Source organism: Pseudomonas sp. LS44, from assembly GCF_024730785.1.
Lineage (GTDB): Bacteria > Pseudomonadota > Gammaproteobacteria > Pseudomonadales > Pseudomonadaceae > Aquipseudomonas.
Genome location: NZ_CP102830.1, coordinates 1,149,691 through 1,165,678 on the forward strand (window position 1 = coordinate 1,149,691; position 15,988 = coordinate 1,165,678).

Here is a 15,988-nt window from a genome sequence, read left to right on the forward strand (position 1 = left end):
CGCAGGGGGCCAGATATGAGCGCCGACGAACGCATCAAGCTCGAGCCAGGCTGGAAAGAAGCCCTGCGCGGGGAATTCGAGCAGCCCTATATGCACGAGTTACGGGCCTTTTTGCAGCGCGAAAAAGCCGCCGGCAAGGTGATCTTTCCGCCTGGACCGCTGATCTTCAACGCGCTGAATTCCACGCCGCTGGATGACGTCAAGGTCGTCATCATCGGCCAAGACCCGTATCACGGACCCGGCCAGGCGCATGGCCTGTGTTTTTCCGTGCAACCGGGCGTGGCGGTGCCGCCGTCGTTGCAGAACATCTACAAGGAACTCAAGCGCGACTTGAATATCGATCCGCCGGCGCATGGTTATTTGCAGCATTGGGCGGATCAGGGTGTGTTGTTGCTCAACACTTCGCTGACGGTCGAGCAGGCCAATGCCGCCTCACACGCCAAGGCCGGCTGGCAGCACTTTACCGATCGGGTGATCGAGCTGGTCAGTCAGCAGCGCGAGCATCTGGTGTTTCTGCTCTGGGGTGCGCATGCGCAAAGCAAGGAGCGTTTGATCGACCCGACCAAGCATTTGATTCTGCGCTCACCGCATCCCTCGCCGCTGTCGGCGCACCGCGGTTTCATCGGCAACGGCCACTTCGGTCGCACCAACAAATTCCTCGCCCAGCAGGGGTTAGCTCCGATCGACTGGCGCCTTCCCGCTCAGCCCTGACAATCGAGGCTGTGGATCTTGTCGCGCAGCGCGCCGAGACGCGTAAGCAGATGGGCGCGCTGGCTGTCGCTGGCGCCATTCAGCAGATCGGCGAGCAGTTCGGCCAGCTTGCGCTGCATGTCCGGGAATGACTCGCGGTAAGCCGGCGTCCACAGGCTGTCGCGCTGCTGGATCAAGTTGCTCAGGCGCTGCGGAAAATCCTTCGCGGCGCGGGTGTCTACCGCTGCCATAAAGGCATCTCGCCAACGTTGGCGATTGTCTATCCAGATCGGCGTGGTGGCATTGGTCTGCGCGGCCCATTCCTGCACACGCGCTTGTTGGGCATCACTCAGGCTGCCGAACCATGGGCGCAGGCGCTTCTCCATGCGTTTGACGCGGGTGGCGATTTGCTTTTGCGCCGGCGGCTCGAGGTATTCCTCGTGGAGTTTCTGAATGTCTTTTTCGAGCCGCTGATCGAGGTTTTCCATCTGCTCGGCGCTGAGTCCGCGCAGCAACTCGACGCTGCTTGGGGTGATGCGTTCGGCGATGGCCCGTGAGGCGTGGTTGAGCACGGAAAATTGCGCTTCGATCTCCTCCGGCTGCAGCGGGCCTAGGGCGAGCAGGCGTTGCTGTTCGCCAAACCAGTCGACATAGGCGGGTAGTTGGGTGCGGCAATGCCATTGCAGATCGGCCTGAATCTGCGGTTCCAGCCAGCGTTTCTGTGTGCTGGTGAGGTCTAGGTAGTCGTCGAGCCACCAGAGCGTCAGGCGGTCGAGATTGCGGTAGGCCAAGTCCAGGCGACTGCAGCTGGTCAGCGCCAGGATGAGCAGCAGGGGCAGCGCGATACGGATGTTGGGCATGGACATCCCTTCCTGACGGTCCGCGATCGCGTGGCTGTGGCGACCGGCGCCTTGGCGCGCCCGGTCGCGGTGTTGCGGGCGGCTCAGCCTAGTTTGCAGAAAGCCAATTTGTTGCCATCCAGGTCACGCACATAAGCGCCGTAGAAGGTTGGCATGCGTTGCCCTGGCGCGCCTTCGTCGGTGGCGCCGAGAGCCAGGGCCTGGGCGTACAAGGCATCGACTTCTTCGGTAGTGGACACTGGCAAGGCGACCATGGTGCCGTTGCCCGCTTGTGCCGGCTGGCCGTCATAAGGCGAGCAGATGCCGAACATCGGCTTGCCGCGCTCCTGGCCATACAGGGCGAGACGGCCCATATCGACCGTCAACTTGGCGCCCATCGAGGCGAGCAGTTCGCCATAAAAAGTCTTGGCTTTCTCCATGTCGCGGGTACCAAGGGTTACGTACGCAATCATTGCAATGCTCCAGTCCGGTTGGGAGGTCGCCAGGCGCTGGCCGCGCCCTGGTGATCGGAGCTTGAGCGAAGCCTGACCGTCTGTCGAGATGTGCGGATGGCGGAATGCCGGGGATGGCTGATTGCCAAGAGGAGATGGCTGAAGCGACGTTGCGCCGCTTCGATAAAGTGCAGGTTGGTCGTGCGAAATCACCAGCGCAGCCGCCGGCGACTTCTGCAGGTGGACTACTGAAGCATGCTCATCGCCGCTTCCATGGCTGCCGACAGATCTTCGTCGGCATGCAGGTCCGTGCTCGGATCGAGGCCCAGTTTGGCGAACGCCGGAATCGTGCTCCAGTCCAGCTGGGTGTAGGGATGCTCGCTGCCCAAGTAGCTCTGCAGTGTGGCGACTTGGACGATGTCGACATAGTCGACCTTGGCCGAGTTGCGGCTGAAATTCAGATGCTCGTTGGGGATGCAGGCGATCTGTTCCGGGAAGTCCCAGGCGCGCAGAATTTTTTCACCGATGATCGGATGGATACGTTCGATGACGTGATTGAGGCTGATCGAATCCGACAGCAGCATGGTGCTCTCTTCGGCATAGGTGAGAATCGGCAGCACACCGATCTGATGCACCAGGCCAGCGAGGGTTGCCTGATCGGGCATCAGGCGTGTATAGCTTTTGCACAGAACATGGCAGATGCCGGCGATTTCCGTGCTTTTGTTCCAGACTTCACGCATTTTGCGATCGACTACATCGGAGGTGGCCTGGAACATCTGCTCCATGGCCAGGCCCGTAGCCAGGTTGCAGGTGTAGTTGATACCCAGGCGGCTGATTGCCATCTGCAAGTCGGTGATCTCGCGGCTGGTGCGTAGCAGCGGACTGTTCACCACCTTGATGATGCGCGCGGTCAGGGCCGCATCGTTGCCGATTACCTTGCTCAAAGCGGCAATGCTGACGTCCGGGTCTTCAGCTGCCTCGCGCACCTTGAGGGCCACTTCCGGCAGGGTGGGCAGCACCAACTCATCGTTGTCGATGGCCTGGATCAGCTCCTCTTGGACTTTCTCAGCAAGTTTGCTCATGTCGGGTCTCGGTAAATGGCGCAGTTGGAGTAGTTATGGTTAGCGCTGGATTTCACGGTCGCGATCCAGGACGTAAGGCAATTCGAGCAAACTCAGCAGTGGCCCATCTTCGCTGCCCAGATGGATGCGGCCATCGCTGGCGGCGTCTTCCTGCAACACAGCGAGCAATTCGATGCCTTGCTCGGCCTGCGCGGCAAGCACCACTTCGCCGACGCTCGAGCGGTGCACCGGGGAAAACAGTTCACAGGCCAGTGCCGGCAACTCGCCACTGGGCAGGCTCAGGCGATACATGCGGCGTTTGAGTTTGCCCAGGTACTGCATGCGCGCGACGATTTCCTGGCCGGTGTAACAGCCTTTCTTGAAGCTAACCCCGCCGACCGCCTGCAAGTTGATCATCTGCGGGATGAACAGCTCGCGCGTGGCGCCGAACACCTGGCCAATGCCGGCGCGTACTTGCCCGAGCAGCCATTCGTTGAGGGGCGCTTCGGCTGCGACTGTTTTCAGTTGATCCTTGACGGCTTGAGCGGCGCTGACCGGCGCCCATAGCTCGGTGTGGCCAGCGTTCAGGCGGATGGCGATCAATCCATCATGGCGAGAGATCTGGCTGACCTCGCAGGGCGGCTCCAGGCCTAAGGCAGTGAGCGCTTGATCGGCATTGAGCAAGCCGAAGCGCTGCCATTGGGCGCTCTCGTCGGCCAGCGTGACCTTGGAAAACACGGCGTATTTTTTCAGCTCACTGAGCTGGGGCTCCAGCAGCTCATTGGCCATGGCCAGCAGGTAGCCGTCCGCGGTACTGAGAATGCGAAAGCTCGACAGCATGCGGCCCTTGGGGGTGCAGCGAGCACCAAGTCCGGCGTTGGCGTCATTCAGGTAGTCGAGGTTGCAGGTCAATTGACCCTGCAGGAACTTGCTGGCGTCGGGGCCGCGAACGGCTAGAACGCCCTCATGGGAAAGCGTGCAGAAAAGTGCGGAGTCGGCCATCGGGAGTCGCTGGAAGAAAGTTAGGGGCGTCATCATAGAGCCGAGCCCGGTAGCTTGTCAGCGGGTGCCGGCAAGCGGGCGACGCCGCTATACTGCCGGCCTGAATCAAGGAGCCGTCCAATGGCCGACAATACTGAACTGAATCGACTCTTTTGGCACAGCCGCCGCGGCATGCTCGAACTGGATGTGCTGCTGGTGCCCTTCGTCAAAGAGGTGTACTCGAACCTCGATCCGGAAGATCAGGAGCGCTACCGCAAGCTCTTGGAGTGCGAGGATCAGGACATGTTCGGCTGGTTCATGCAGCGCTGCGAGCCGGAAGACGCCGATCTGCGCCGCATCGTCCGCATGATTCTGGATCGTGTCCAACCCAAGTAAAACCTTCGAATGCCGCTGGCAGGCGTCTCGTGGCTTGTTGGTGGCGTACCTATGCGCCCAGATATTGGCTTGGTTCGCGTTGTTGCTGGCGGATATACCGCTCGCTGGCAGAGTGATCGGGTTATTGCTCTGTATCGGGCATGCCGTCTGGACGCTGCCGCGGCATGTGTTGCTCGCCGACGGCGGCGCTTTCCGAGGCCTGCGGCATGATGCCTTGGGCTGGCAGTTGTGGACTCCGAGAGACGGCTGGCGCGCGGTGCAGTTGCGTCCAGACAGCCTGGCCTTGCCGCTGATGGTGGTGCTGCGCTTTCGCCTGCGTGACGAGCGGCGCACACGCGCTTTGTGTATCCCGCGTGATGCGTTGCCGGCTGAGCTGCACCGGCGCTTGCGGGTGCGCTTGAAGTTCAGCCGGCGGCGCTGGGCCAGTCCTGTTTAAGAGCCTGTTCACGATCTCGCGAGCTAGAGCTGGACAAGGCGAAAAGCGGGCGAAGAGCGGAGTTTACACGCTGTAAATGAGCATCTGAGCCCGGTTTTTAACGCCGTACGGCCGACGCGCAGCAGATCGTGAACAGGCTCTAAGCGTCGGTTTGCCGTGGGGTGAGTATGGTGTCGCGTGCCTCAGGCAATTGCTCCGGGTAATCCAGCGTGTAATGCAGGCCGCGACTTTCATGGCGGCGCATGGCTGAGCGGATCATCAGTAGGGCGACTAACGCTAGATTGCGCAGCTCGATCAGGTCACGGCTGACCTTGTAGTTGCTGTAAAACTCGTCGATTTCATGCAGCAGCAGGCGTACCCGATGACGGGCGCGCTGCAGGCGCTTGTTGGTGCGCACGATGCCGACGTAGTCCCACATGAAGCGGCGTAATTCGTCCCAGTTGTGCGCAATAATCACGTCTTCATCCGAGTCGGTCACCTGGCTGGCATCCCAATCGGGCAGCGCTCCCGGCATCGGTACCTTAGGGAGTTGATCGATGATGTCGGCGGCTGCCGAGCGACCATAGACGAAGCATTCCAGCAGCGAGTTGCTGGCCATGCGATTGGCGCCGTGCAGGCCAGTGAAACTGGTTTCGCCAATCGCGTACAGGCCAGGCACGTCGGTGCGTCCGTGCGGGTCGACCACTACGCCGCCGCAGGTGTAATGGGCCGCCGGGACCACGGGGATCGGCTCGCGGGTGATGTCGATGCCGAACTCCAGGCAGCGTTCGTAAACCGTGGGGAAGTGCGCTTTGACGAATTCCGCGGGTTTATGGCTGATGTCCAGATAGACGCAGTCGATGCCGAGGCGCTTCATTTCATGGTCGATGGCGCGGGCGACGATATCGCGCGGGGCGAGCTCGGCGCGCGAATCGAAGCGCGGCATGAAGCGTTCGCCATTCGGCAGCTTGAGGAGCGCGCCTTCGCCGCGCAGAGCTTCGGTAATCAGAAAGCTTTTGGCTTGCGGGTGGTAGAGGCAGGTGGGATGGAACTGGTTGAATTCCAGATTGCCCACTCGGCAGCCTGCTCGCCAAGCCATGGCGATACCATCCCCGCAGGCACCATCGGGATTGCTGGTGTACAGATATACTTTGGCTGCGCCGCCACAAGCCAGCACGGTAAAGCGCGCGCTATAGGTGTCGACCTCACCGCTGGCGCGGTTCAGCACGTATGCGCCCAGGCATCGCTGGCCAGTCAGCCCCAGTTTCTGCTCGGTGATCAGGTCGACTGCGACCCGTTGCTCAATCAGTTCGATATTGCCGCGTTGTCTGGCCTGGGCCAGCAGGGTGTTGAAGATCGCTGCGCCAGTGGCATCGGCGGCATGAATGATGCGGCGGTGACTATGGCCACCTTCACGCGTCAGGTGATATTCAAAACTGCCATCTTCCGGCGAGTTCTTCTCGTCGCGCGTGAAGGGGACGCCCTGGTCGATCAGCCATTGGATCGCCTCGCGGCTATGCTCAACGGTAAATCGCACGGCGTCTTCTTGGCACAAGCCGGCACCGGCATTCAGGGTATCTTCGACATGTGATTCGACTGTGTCGGTATCGTCGAGCACCGCGGCGACACCGCCTTGCGCCCAGTAGGTCGAACCATTGGCTAGATCCCCTTTGCTAAGCACTGCGATACGCAGGTGCTGCGGCAGGGTAAGGGCGAGCGTTAGACCGGCTGCGCCGCTGCCGATGACCAGAACGTCGTGCTGATGGTGTTGGCTCATGTCGGATCCCACTAGAAGGCAACCTAGTATATAGAGGGGGGCAGCGGCACAATAGCAACAGCAGCAACAGCTATGCCGGAACCTGGGGCATTGGAACTTTTCTTAGCTCCGATGCTCAATAACAGGTCGCTGGAACTAAGAGGCGGCGTCTGCTAAGTCGGTGTGTCATGGGGGCTCGCTCGGAGTCTCCATCTATCAACAGAGTCAGGCGATAAGATTATCTGCGCAGCAAGGCCAGAGGCTTTGTTGCGCCGTTTCGTGCGGTGACAGAAATGTTCTGCAAGAAGCTTGCGTGGAGGGGAGAACTTTTGCATGAGTCGCGAGTCTATTTTGGCAGGAAGACTGTCTTGCTGGTGCGGCAACCCTCCAGGCTTATCGAGGAGAGTTCATGCTAACCCAGGAAGATGATCAGCAACTGGTCGAGCGGGTACAGCGTGGCGACAAGCGAGCTTTTGATCTGCTGGTACTGAAGTATCAGCACAAGATTCTCGGGTTGATCGTACGGTTTGTACACGACTCCCACGAAGCCCAGGACGTTGCTCAAGAGGCTTTTATCAAGGCTTACCGAGCACTGCCGAATTTTCGCGGTGATAGTGCTTTTTATACCTGGCTATATCGTATTGCCATCAATACGGCGAAGAACCATTTGGTATCGCGGGGCAGACGCCCGCCGGATAGCGATGTAAGTACCGAGGATGCCGAGTTCTACGAGGGTGATCATTACCTCAAGGATATCGAATCGCCGGAACGGTTGGTTCTGCGGGATGAGATCGAAGGTGCTGTCCATCGCACCATTCAGCAATTGCCGGAGGATTTGCGCACGGCTTTGACGTTGCGAGAGTTCGACGGCTTGAGTTACGAGGATATTGCCAATGTCATGCAGTGTCCTGTTGGCACCGTACGTTCGCGGATTTTCCGTGCGCGAGAGGCCATAGATAAAACCCTGCAACCGTTGTTGCAAGAAGACTGAGACAGCGGCGAAAGCCAAGAGAGGAAACGCCATGAGTCGTGAAGCCCTGCATGAATCGCTGTCCGCGGTGATGGATAACGAGGCGGACGAGCTTGAATTGCGTCGTGTGCTAAATGCCTGTGACGATGCTGAATTGCGTGCCACTTGGTCGCGTTATCAGATCGCTCGTGCAGTGATGCATAAAGAGCTGTTGATACCTCGCCTGGATATCGCGTCTGCTGTCTCGGCAGCGCTGTCTGGCGAGCCGCCCCATTCGATGGACGCTCCGCAAACTCTCGCCAAGCGCTGGCGCACGCTAGGTCGTGTGGCGGTAGCGGCCTCGGTCACGTTGGCCGTGTTGGCAGGTGTGCGTTTTTACAATCAGGACTCCATTGGTGGCAATCAATTGGCTCAGCAAGCGCCACAGCCTTCGGTGAGTGCACCGTCGGTGCATGGCTCGGCAGTTTTGGCGGGTTACACCGAGGGTGTCGAGAAAGCGCCGTCGCCGATGCTTTCCCAAGGTGTAGACGGCCAAGCGAGCTGGCATGAGCAGCGTCTGCCTTCTTATCTGCGCCAGCATGCTCAGCAGGCTGCGATGAGTGCTGGTGAAGGCGCTCTACCATACGCGCGAGCTGCTAGTTTGGAAGGTCGCTAAGGAGAGACATGCGCGCCATCCCTTTATCCTTTCTGTTGGGTACATGGTTGGCACTGCCGGCCCACGCCACAGACGCACAAGACTGGTTGCTCCGCATGAATGAGGCGGAGCGCCAGCAGAGCTTCCAGGGCACCTTCGTTTACGAGCGTAACGGCAGCTTCTCGACCCATAGCATCTGGCATCGGGTCGAAGGGGGTGGCAAGGTGCGTGAGCGCTTGTTGCAGCTAGACGGCGCAAGCCAGGAGGTTGTCCGGGTCGATTCGCAGGTGCAATGTGTGAGCGGCGCTTTAGCTGATCAGTTGACCGATGGTCAGCCGTGGCTTTCCCGCAGTTTCGATCCTAAACAATTGGAAGCCTGGTACGACTTGCGTGTAATGGGCGATTCGCGCGTTGCCGGTCGGCCGGCGATCGTATTGGCGGTTACTCCGCGCGACCAGCATCGCTACGGTTTCGAGCTGCATCTCGATCGTGAAAGCGGGCTGGTGCTGAAGTCGTTACTGCTGAACGAAAAGGGTCAGCTGCTCGAACGCTTTCAGTTTTCCCATCTAGAAACCACTGCTCCTAGCGACGACGAACTCAAGCCAGGATCAGCCTGCAGCCCAGTCAAGGTTGTAGAGGCTACGAAGACGCTACCCGACGCATGGCGCTCGGAATGGCTGCCGCCCGGCTTCAGCTTGAATCGGATCCTTGAGCGCAAGAGTGCTGTGTCCAGTGAGCCTGTTGTTTGTTTGATTTATGGCGACGGACTGGCACGTTTCTCAGTCTTCCTTGAGCCACTGCACGGCGTTACCGTGGAAGATGCGCGGACCCAGTTTGGCCCCACCGTGGCGGTAGCGAAGCGGATGACGACTAACGATGGTGATGTGATGGTCACGGTAGTTGGTGAAATACCCTTAGGCACAGCCGAAAGAGTGGCGTTGTCGATGCGCGCGGGCGAAAACCAGAGTCCAGTAAAGCAATGATCGAACAGGTGGGGCGGGTGGTTGCCGTTGATCTCGATGCGGTTTGGGTCGAGACGTTGCGCAAAAGCACTTGCTCCAACTGTTCCGCGAATAGTGGCTGCGGCCAAGGGTTGATGGATAAGTTGGGTATTGGTGCGCGTCGCGGTTATGTGCGGGCGTTGTGCAATCTACAGCTTGCAGTGGGCGATTCGGTGATCATTGGCGTGCGCGAAGATCATCTGCTGCGCGCCTCGCTATTGGTCTATCTGCTGCCACTTCTGATTTTTTTCGCCTTTGCGATGTTTGCTCAGTGGTTGGCCTTCAGTGAGCCGTTGATTATTGTTTGCGGTTTGGGCGGTCTCGCCTTGGCCGGTATTGTCGTGCGTTGGTATAGCCGCTATAAGGCGCATGATCCTGCGTTGCAGCCGGTGGTGCTTCGCGCCATGCTGGCTGGCTCAGCGCGTCTGTCTTGAGTTCTATTCGCTTGAATTGACGGGGAGTGGTATGTCGATAGCTAGCCTGAAGTCTTATATGTCTCTCGTAGCGGGTCTGGTCCTGCTCGGTCAGTCCTTGACTGCCAATGCTCAGTTGCCCGACTTCACTCCACTGGTCGAGCAAGCGGCACCTGCGGTCGTGAACATCAGCACCCGTCAAAAAATGCCCGAGCGCATGGCGGGTGGGCAGTCGGCGATGCCCGATCTGGAAGGATTGCCGCCGATGTTTCGTGAGTTCTTCGAGCGCAATATGCCACAGCAGCCGCGCAGCCCCGGTGGTCGTCAGCGTGAGGCACAATCGCTTGGCTCGGGTTTTATCATTTCCGCGGATGGCTACATCCTGACCAATAATCATGTGGTTGCCGATGCCGACGAGATCATCGTGCGTTTGTCGGATCGTAGCGAGCTGAAGGCCAAGCTGGTTGGCGCTGACCCGCGTACCGATGTGGCGGTGCTCAAGGTCGAGGGCAAGAGTTTGCCGACCGTCAAGCTCGGCAAATCGGAAGATCTGAAAGTGGGTGCGTGGGTGTTGGCCATTGGATCGCCCTTTGGCTTCGACCATTCGGTAACCGCCGGTATCGTCAGCGCCAAAGGCCGCAGCCTGCCGAATGAAAGTTATGTGCCGTTCATCCAGACCGACGTTGCGATCAATCCGGGTAATTCCGGCGGGCCGCTGTTCAATCTGGATGGCGAAGTGATCGGTATCAACTCGCAAATCTTCACTCGCTCCGGCGGCTTCATGGGGCTTTCGTTCGCCATTCCGATCGATGTGGCGATGGACGTTGCCAATCAGCTGAAGAGCGATGGCAAGGTCAGTCGTGGTTGGCTGGGAGTGGTGATTCAGGAAGTGAACAAAGATCTGGCCGAGTCGTTCGGTCTGGATAAGCCGGCTGGTGCGCTGGTCGCGCAGATCATGGAAGGCGGTCCGGCAGCCAAGAGCGGTCTGCAGGTAGGTGATGTGATCCTCAGTCTGAACGGCCAGCCGATCATCATGTCCGCCGATCTGCCTCATTTGGTTGGCGGTATGAAGCCGGGCAACAAGGCCAGCATGGAGGTGGTGCGTGAGGGGGCGCGTAAGACCCTACAGGTAACTGTCGGTACATTGCCGGCCGAGGGTGAGGAATTGGCTGCCAGCGGAACCCCTGGCATGGAGCGCAGCAATAACCGCCTGGGTGTGACAGTCGCTGAGTTGGGCGATGAGGACAAGAAGACGCTCGATATCAAGGGCGGCGTGGTGATCAAAGAGGTGCTCGATGGTCCGGCGGCGCTGATTGGCTTGCGCCCGGGCGATGTGATTACCCATTTGAATAATCAGGCCATTGACTCGATTGCTGTATTCACCAAGGTTGCCCAGGCGTTACCGAAGAATCGCTCGGTCTCCATGCGTGTGCTGCGCGAGGGTCGGGCCAGCTTTATTACCTTTAAGCTCGCTGAGTAACGCGCCGGGTAAGTAAAAAGGCGGTTTTTACCGCCTTTTTTCATGCCTGCCGATCAGCGCCTGCGCGTGACGCATTAGGGACCATCGGTTAAACTTCCCGGCTATTTTTCGCTGGGCAGCCTGCCCGCGGTCTTTTTGAGTGTTGATCCGTGAGTGACCTGAGTCATATCCGCAATTTCTCCATCATCGCGCACATCGACCATGGCAAGTCGACTCTGGCTGATCGCTTCATCCAGATGTGCGGTGGCCTCAGTGAGCGTGAAATGGAGGCACAAGTACTGGACTCCATGGATCTCGAGCGCGAGCGCGGGATCACCATCAAGGCCCACAGCGTCACTCTTCACTACAAAGCCAAAGACGGCAAAACCTATCAACTGAACTTCATCGACACCCCCGGGCATGTCGACTTCACTTATGAAGTCAGTCGTTCCCTGGCGGCTTGCGAGGGTGCCTTGCTGGTCGTCGATGCCGGTCAAGGGGTGGAAGCCCAGTCGGTGGCCAACTGTTACACCGCCATCGAGCAAGGTCTTGAGGTCATGCCGGTGCTGAACAAAATGGATTTGCCACAAGCCGATCCGGATCGCGTCAAAGAGGAAATCGAACATATCATCGGCATCGATGCCACGGATGCCGTGGCCTGCAGCGCCAAGAGCGGTATGGGCGTCGATGAGGTGCTGGAGCGTCTGGTGCAGGCCATTCCCGCGCCAACCGGCGATATCGACGCGCCTCTGCAAGCGTTGATCATTGACTCCTGGTTCGACAACTACTTGGGCGTTGTCTCGTTGGTGCGTGTGCGCCACGGCCGGATCAAGAAAGGCGACAAAGTGTTGGTGAAGTCCACCGGCAAGATCCACTTGGTCGACAGCGTCGGTGTATTCACCCCGAAGCATTTCGAAACCGCGGATCTCAAGGCTGGTGAGGTGGGTTTCATCATCGCCGGCATCAAGGACATTCATGGTGCGCCGGTCGGTGACACGCTGACCCTCAGCAGTACCCCCGATGTCGAAGTGTTGCCAGGCTTCAAGCGTATTCAGCCGCAGGTTTACGCCGGTCTGTTCCCGGTCAGTTCTGATGACTTTGAAGATTTCCGCGAAGCCCTGCAAAAGCTCACCCTGAACGATTCGTCGCTGCAGTATTCGCCAGAAAGTTCTGATGCGCTGGGCTTTGGTTTCCGCTGCGGTTTCCTTGGCATGCTGCACATGGAGATCATCCAGGAACGCTTGGAGCGTGAATATGATCTGGACCTGATCACCACGGCGCCGACCGTTATCTTCGAAGTGGTGATGAAGAACGGCGAGACAATCTACGTCGATAACCCATCGAAGTTGCCGGATCTCTCCTCTATCGAGGATATGCGCGAGCCCATCGTTCAGGCCAATATCCTGGTCCCGCAAGAGCACTTGGGCAACGTCATCACCTTGTGCATCGAAAAGCGCGGCGTACAGCGCGACATGCAATTCCTCGGCACCCAGGTACAAGTACGTTACGACTTGCCGATGAACGAAGTGGTTTTGGACTTCTTCGATCGTCTGAAGTCGGTCAGTCGGGGTTATGCCTCGCTGGATTATCACTTCGACCGTTACCAGTCGGCCAATCTGGTCAAGCTGGACGTGCTGATCAATGGCGATAAGGTCGATGCGCTGGCGTTGATCGTGCACCGCGACAACGCCCATTACAAAGGCCGCGCGCTGACCGAGAAGATGAAAGAACTGATTCCTCGACAGATGTTCGACGTAGCCATTCAGGCGGCGATCGGCGGTCAGATTGTCGCGCGCACTACCGTCAAAGCGCTGCGCAAGAACGTACTGGCCAAGTGTTATGGCGGTGACGTGAGCCGTAAGCGCAAGCTGCTGGAGAAGCAGAAAGCCGGTAAAAAGCGGATGAAGCAAGTCGGCAACGTGGAAATTCCACAAGACGCCTTCCTCGCCGTACTCAGGCTGGACAGTTAAGGACTTGGAAAAGTAGAGGCTATGTCGATCAATTTTCCGTTGTTGTTAGTCATTGCCGTGGCGGTTTGCGGTGTGTTGGCGCTGGTCGATCTGCTCGTGCTGGCGCCTCGTCGCCGGGTAGCGATTGCGACATACGCGGGGCAGGTCGGCGAGCCCGATGAAGTCGTGCTCGAGCAATTGAATCGAGAACCATTGCTGATCGAATACGGCAAGTCGTTCTTTCCGGTGTTGGCGATTGTTCTGGTACTGCGCTCGTTTCTGGTCGAGCCGTTTCAGATTCCTTCCGGGTCGATGAAGCCAACTCTGGAAGTGGGCGACTTCATCCTGGTCAACAAATTTGCCTACGGCATCCGCCTGCCGGTGCTGGATACCAAAGTGATCGAAGTCGGTGACCCGCAGCGCGGCGATGTCATGGTGTTCCGCTATCCGAGCGATCCGAACATCAATTACATCAAGCGGGTGATTGGTCTGCCTGGCGACGAGATTCGCTATACCAGTGACAAGCATCTGATCATCAACGGCAAGCCGGTCGCCACCGCGCTGCTGGGGTCAGAACCGGGCTCGCTGGGCACCGCGGTGCTGTCCAAGGAAAAGCTTGGCGAAGTAGAACATCTGATTCGCCAGGAATTGAGCCGTTACCGGATCGAGCCGGGTCGCCAGTGGAAGGTGCCAGCCGGGCACTATTTCATGATGGGCGACAACCGCGACAACTCCAACGACAGCCGCTATTGGAATGATCCGAAGATCCCCAAGGATCTGCTCGGCATGGTGCCGGACCAGAACATCGTCGGCAAAGCCTTCGCCGTCTGGCTCAGCTGGTCCGAGCCTAAACTGCGCAATGTGCCGGACTTCTCCCGAGTTGGTCTGATCCACTGATCAGGCGGGCTTTTTGAAAACCGTGGCGCTGTTCATTTCAGCGCCACGGGCTATATATAGTCTCGCTACAGATTGGCGGGACTTTCCTATAAAAACAGACATTGAGGTCGATCATGGCGTTTGTGCGTTCGCAGAAAGGGTTGTCGCTTCTCGGCTGGTTGATGGCATTGGCTGTGGTGGCTTTTGTCGCCAGCGCGGTATTCAAAATGCTTCCGCACTATCTCGACTTCATGTCGCTGGAGAAAGCCATTACCTCGGTAGAAACCGACAGGGCCGCTGATATCCGTACCGTGCCGGACTTCTACAGCCATATGAGCAAGTCCATGCAGGTCAATAGCATCCGCGATTTGGAGCTGGAAAAAATTCTGGTGGTGAAGTTCGAGAACAATGAGTTCCGCGCGCACCTTAAATATGAAAAGCGCGAACCGCTGATCCAGAATCTCGATCTGGTCGCCCGGTTCGACAAAGAATTCCGTGTGCGTATGCCGTGAGCTCACCCTTAAGTCGTCTAGAGCGTCAGCTCGGCCATTCCTTCATTAACCAGGACCTGATGGTCCTGGCGCTAACCCACCGCAGCTTCGCCGGGCGTAACAACGAGCGCATGGAGTTCCTCGGCGATGCGATCCTCAACTTCGTTGCCGGGGAAGCACTGTTCGAGCGTTTTCCGCAGGCCCGCGAAGGGCAGCTATCGCGCCTGCGTGCGCGCCTGGTCAAAGGCGAGACTCTAGCTCGTCTAGCGCGCGGCTTCGATCTGGGTGAATACCTGCGCTTGGGCTCCGGCGAATTGAAAAGTGGCGGCTTTCGTCGCGAGTCGATTCTTGCTGATGCTCTTGAAGCGTTGATCGGTGCGATCTATCTGGACGCCGGTATGGATGTCGCGCGTCAGCGCGTGTTGGCCTGGTTGACTGGCGAGTTGGATGGTTTGACCTTGGTCGATACCAACAAGGACCCGAAAACCCGTCTGCAGGAATTCCTCCAGTCGCGCGGCTGTGAACTGCCGCGCTATAACGTGCTGGATATCCAGGGTGAACCGCATTGCCGCACCTTCGTGGTGGAATGCGAAATCGCTCTGTTAACTGACAAGACCCAGGGGCAAGGCGCCAGCCGGCGTATTGCTGAGCAGGTCGCCGCTACCGTCGCCCTGATCGCCCTGGGCGTGGAGAATGGCCATGACTGATTCACCGGTAACCCGCTGTGGCTATGTCGCCATCGTTGGCCGTCCCAACGTGGGTAAATCCACGCTGCTTAACCACATCCTGGGGCAGAAACTGGCGATCACCTCGCGTAAGCCGCAGACCACCCGCCACAACATGCTTGGGATCAAGACCGAAGGCGCCGTGCAGGCGATCTACGTCGATACTCCTGGCCTGCACAAACATGGCGACAAAGCGCTCAACCGCTACATGAACAAAACGGCTTCGGCGGCATTGAAAGACGTCGATGTGGTGATTTTCGTGGTCGACCGTACACGCTGGACCGAAGAGGATCAGATGGTCCTCGAGCGCATTCAGTACGTGCAGGGGCCAGTGCTGCTGGCGATCAACAAGACCGATCGCATCGAGGACAAAGCCGATCTCGTCCCGCATCTGCAGTGGCTGCAACAACAGCTGCCGAACGCCGAGCTCGTGCCGATTTCCGCGCAGCAGGGGTACAACCTCGACACGCTGGAGAAGGTCGTCGCCGGGCATCTGCCGGAAGGCGAGCACTTTTTCCCCGATGATCAGATCACCGACCGTTCCAGCCGCTTTCTGGCCGCCGAACTGGTGCGCGAAAAGATCATGCGCCAGCTGGGTGCGGAACTGCCTTACCAGATCACGGTGGAGATCGAGGAGTTCAAGCAGGACGGCCGCACGCTGCATATCCATGCGCTGATTCTGGTCGAGCGTGACGGGCAGAAGAAAATCATCATTGGCGACAAGGGCGAGCGGATCAAACGCATCGGCACCGAAGCGCGCAAAGACATGGAAGTGCTGTTCGACAGCAAGGTCATGCTCAACCTCTGGGTCAAGGTCAAGGATGGTTGGTCCGACGATGAGCGCGCCCTGCGTTCACTGGGCTACACCGACATCTGATCG

18 protein-coding genes are annotated in these 15,988 nt (G+C 58.7%); 13 read left to right on the forward strand and 5 right to left on the reverse strand.

Features of this window, described 5'->3' with window-relative positions; translation table 11 throughout:
* The first annotated feature begins 15 nt into the window (after nt 1–15).
* On the forward strand, nt 16–711 hold the full coding sequence (gene ung, locus NVV93_RS05085; RefSeq protein ID WP_258253361.1) for a uracil-DNA glycosylase: 696 nt from the start codon (nt 16–18) through the stop codon (nt 709–711).
* Here ung and NVV93_RS05090 read toward each other — a convergent pair.
* From NVV93_RS05090 to NVV93_RS05105, 4 genes are all read right to left on the reverse strand, one after another.
* Complete coding sequence (locus NVV93_RS05090) at nt 702–1,550, reverse strand: DUF6279 family lipoprotein (RefSeq protein ID WP_258253362.1); 849 nt, start codon at nt 1,548–1,550, stop codon at nt 702–704. The two genes, ung and NVV93_RS05090, sit on opposite strands and share 10 nt — an antisense overlap.
* Before the next feature lie 83 nt (nt 1,551–1,633).
* The gene (locus tag NVV93_RS05095; RefSeq protein ID WP_258253363.1) at nt 1,634–2,002 is read right to left on the reverse strand and encodes a VOC family protein; all 369 of its coding nucleotides are present in this window, start codon (nt 2,000–2,002) and stop codon (nt 1,634–1,636) included.
* Nucleotides 2,003–2,226: 224 nt separating this feature from the next.
* Nucleotides 2,227–3,063, reverse strand: coding sequence for an HDOD domain-containing protein (locus NVV93_RS05100; RefSeq protein ID WP_258253364.1), 837 nt, complete (start codon nt 3,061–3,063; stop codon nt 2,227–2,229).
* A 39-nt stretch (nt 3,064–3,102) separates the two neighbouring features.
* Nucleotides 3,103–4,044: a folate-binding protein YgfZ gene (locus tag NVV93_RS05105; protein ID WP_258253365.1), complete on the reverse strand. Its 942-nt coding sequence runs from the start codon at nt 4,042–4,044 to the stop codon at nt 3,103–3,105.
* Nucleotides 4,045–4,164: 120 nt separating this feature from the next.
* On the opposite strand from NVV93_RS05105, the gene NVV93_RS05110 reads away from it, so the two are divergent.
* Nucleotides 4,165–4,419, forward strand: coding sequence for a succinate dehydrogenase assembly factor 2 (locus NVV93_RS05110; RefSeq protein ID WP_258253366.1), 255 nt, complete (start codon nt 4,165–4,167; stop codon nt 4,417–4,419).
* A complete protein-coding gene (locus NVV93_RS05115) occupies nt 4,403–4,855 on the forward strand; it encodes a protein YgfX (protein WP_258253367.1) in 453 nt (150 codons plus the stop codon). Before NVV93_RS05110 ends, NVV93_RS05115 begins: the two co-directional genes overlap by 17 nt.
* A 139-nt stretch (nt 4,856–4,994) precedes the next feature.
* Here NVV93_RS05115 and nadB read toward each other — a convergent pair whose 3' ends face one another.
* On the reverse strand, nt 4,995–6,611 hold the full coding sequence (gene nadB / locus NVV93_RS05120) for an L-aspartate oxidase (protein ID WP_258253368.1): 1,617 nt from the start codon (nt 6,609–6,611) through the stop codon (nt 4,995–4,997).
* A 388-nt stretch (nt 6,612–6,999) separates the two neighbouring features.
* On the opposite strand from nadB, the gene rpoE reads away from it, so the two are divergent.
* The 10 genes from rpoE (at nt 7,000) to era (ending at nt 15,985) form a co-directional block, all read left to right on the forward strand.
* Complete coding sequence (gene rpoE / locus NVV93_RS05125; protein ID WP_258253369.1) at nt 7,000–7,581, forward strand: RNA polymerase sigma factor RpoE; 582 nt, start codon at nt 7,000–7,002, stop codon at nt 7,579–7,581.
* Between the two features lie 31 nt (nt 7,582–7,612).
* Nucleotides 7,613–8,215 carry a sigma-E factor negative regulatory protein gene (locus NVV93_RS05130; RefSeq protein ID WP_258253370.1) on the forward strand — a complete coding sequence of 201 codons (603 nt, stop codon included), beginning with the start codon at nt 7,613–7,615 and terminating at the stop codon, nt 8,213–8,215.
* A gap of 8 nt (nt 8,216–8,223) precedes the next feature.
* Complete coding sequence (locus NVV93_RS05135) at nt 8,224–9,177, forward strand: MucB/RseB C-terminal domain-containing protein (RefSeq protein ID WP_258253371.1); 954 nt, start codon at nt 8,224–8,226, stop codon at nt 9,175–9,177.
* Nucleotides 9,174–9,629 (forward strand): SoxR reducing system RseC family protein, encoded by a 456-nt coding sequence (locus tag NVV93_RS05140; protein ID WP_258253372.1) that lies wholly within the window; start codon nt 9,174–9,176, stop codon nt 9,627–9,629. The genes NVV93_RS05135 and NVV93_RS05140 overlap by 4 nt, the downstream gene beginning before the upstream one ends.
* A 58-nt stretch (nt 9,630–9,687) precedes the next feature.
* On the forward strand, nt 9,688–11,088 hold the full coding sequence (locus NVV93_RS05145; RefSeq protein ID WP_375162908.1) for a DegQ family serine endoprotease: 1,401 nt from the start codon (nt 9,688–9,690) through the stop codon (nt 11,086–11,088).
* A 149-nt stretch (nt 11,089–11,237) separates the two neighbouring features.
* Nucleotides 11,238–13,037: a translation elongation factor 4 gene (gene lepA / locus NVV93_RS05150; RefSeq protein ID WP_258253373.1), complete on the forward strand. Its 1,800-nt coding sequence runs from the start codon at nt 11,238–11,240 to the stop codon at nt 13,035–13,037.
* Nucleotides 13,038–13,058: 21 nt separating this feature from the next.
* Entirely contained in the window at nt 13,059–13,913 is an 855-nt protein-coding gene (gene lepB, locus NVV93_RS05155) for a signal peptidase I (RefSeq protein ID WP_258253374.1), read from the forward strand.
* A gap of 113 nt (nt 13,914–14,026) precedes the next feature.
* Nucleotides 14,027–14,404 carry a DUF4845 domain-containing protein gene (locus NVV93_RS05160; RefSeq protein WP_258253375.1) on the forward strand — a complete coding sequence of 126 codons (378 nt, stop codon included), beginning with the start codon at nt 14,027–14,029 and terminating at the stop codon, nt 14,402–14,404.
* The gene (gene rnc, locus NVV93_RS05165; RefSeq protein WP_258253376.1) at nt 14,401–15,090 is read left to right on the forward strand and encodes a ribonuclease III; all 690 of its coding nucleotides are present in this window, start codon (nt 14,401–14,403) and stop codon (nt 15,088–15,090) included. The genes NVV93_RS05160 and rnc overlap by 4 nt, the downstream gene beginning before the upstream one ends.
* Nucleotides 15,083–15,985 (forward strand): GTPase Era, encoded by a 903-nt coding sequence (gene era, locus NVV93_RS05170; RefSeq protein WP_258253377.1) that lies wholly within the window; start codon nt 15,083–15,085, stop codon nt 15,983–15,985. The genes rnc and era overlap by 8 nt, the downstream gene beginning before the upstream one ends.
* The last annotated feature ends 3 nt before the right edge of the window (nt 15,986–15,988 follow it).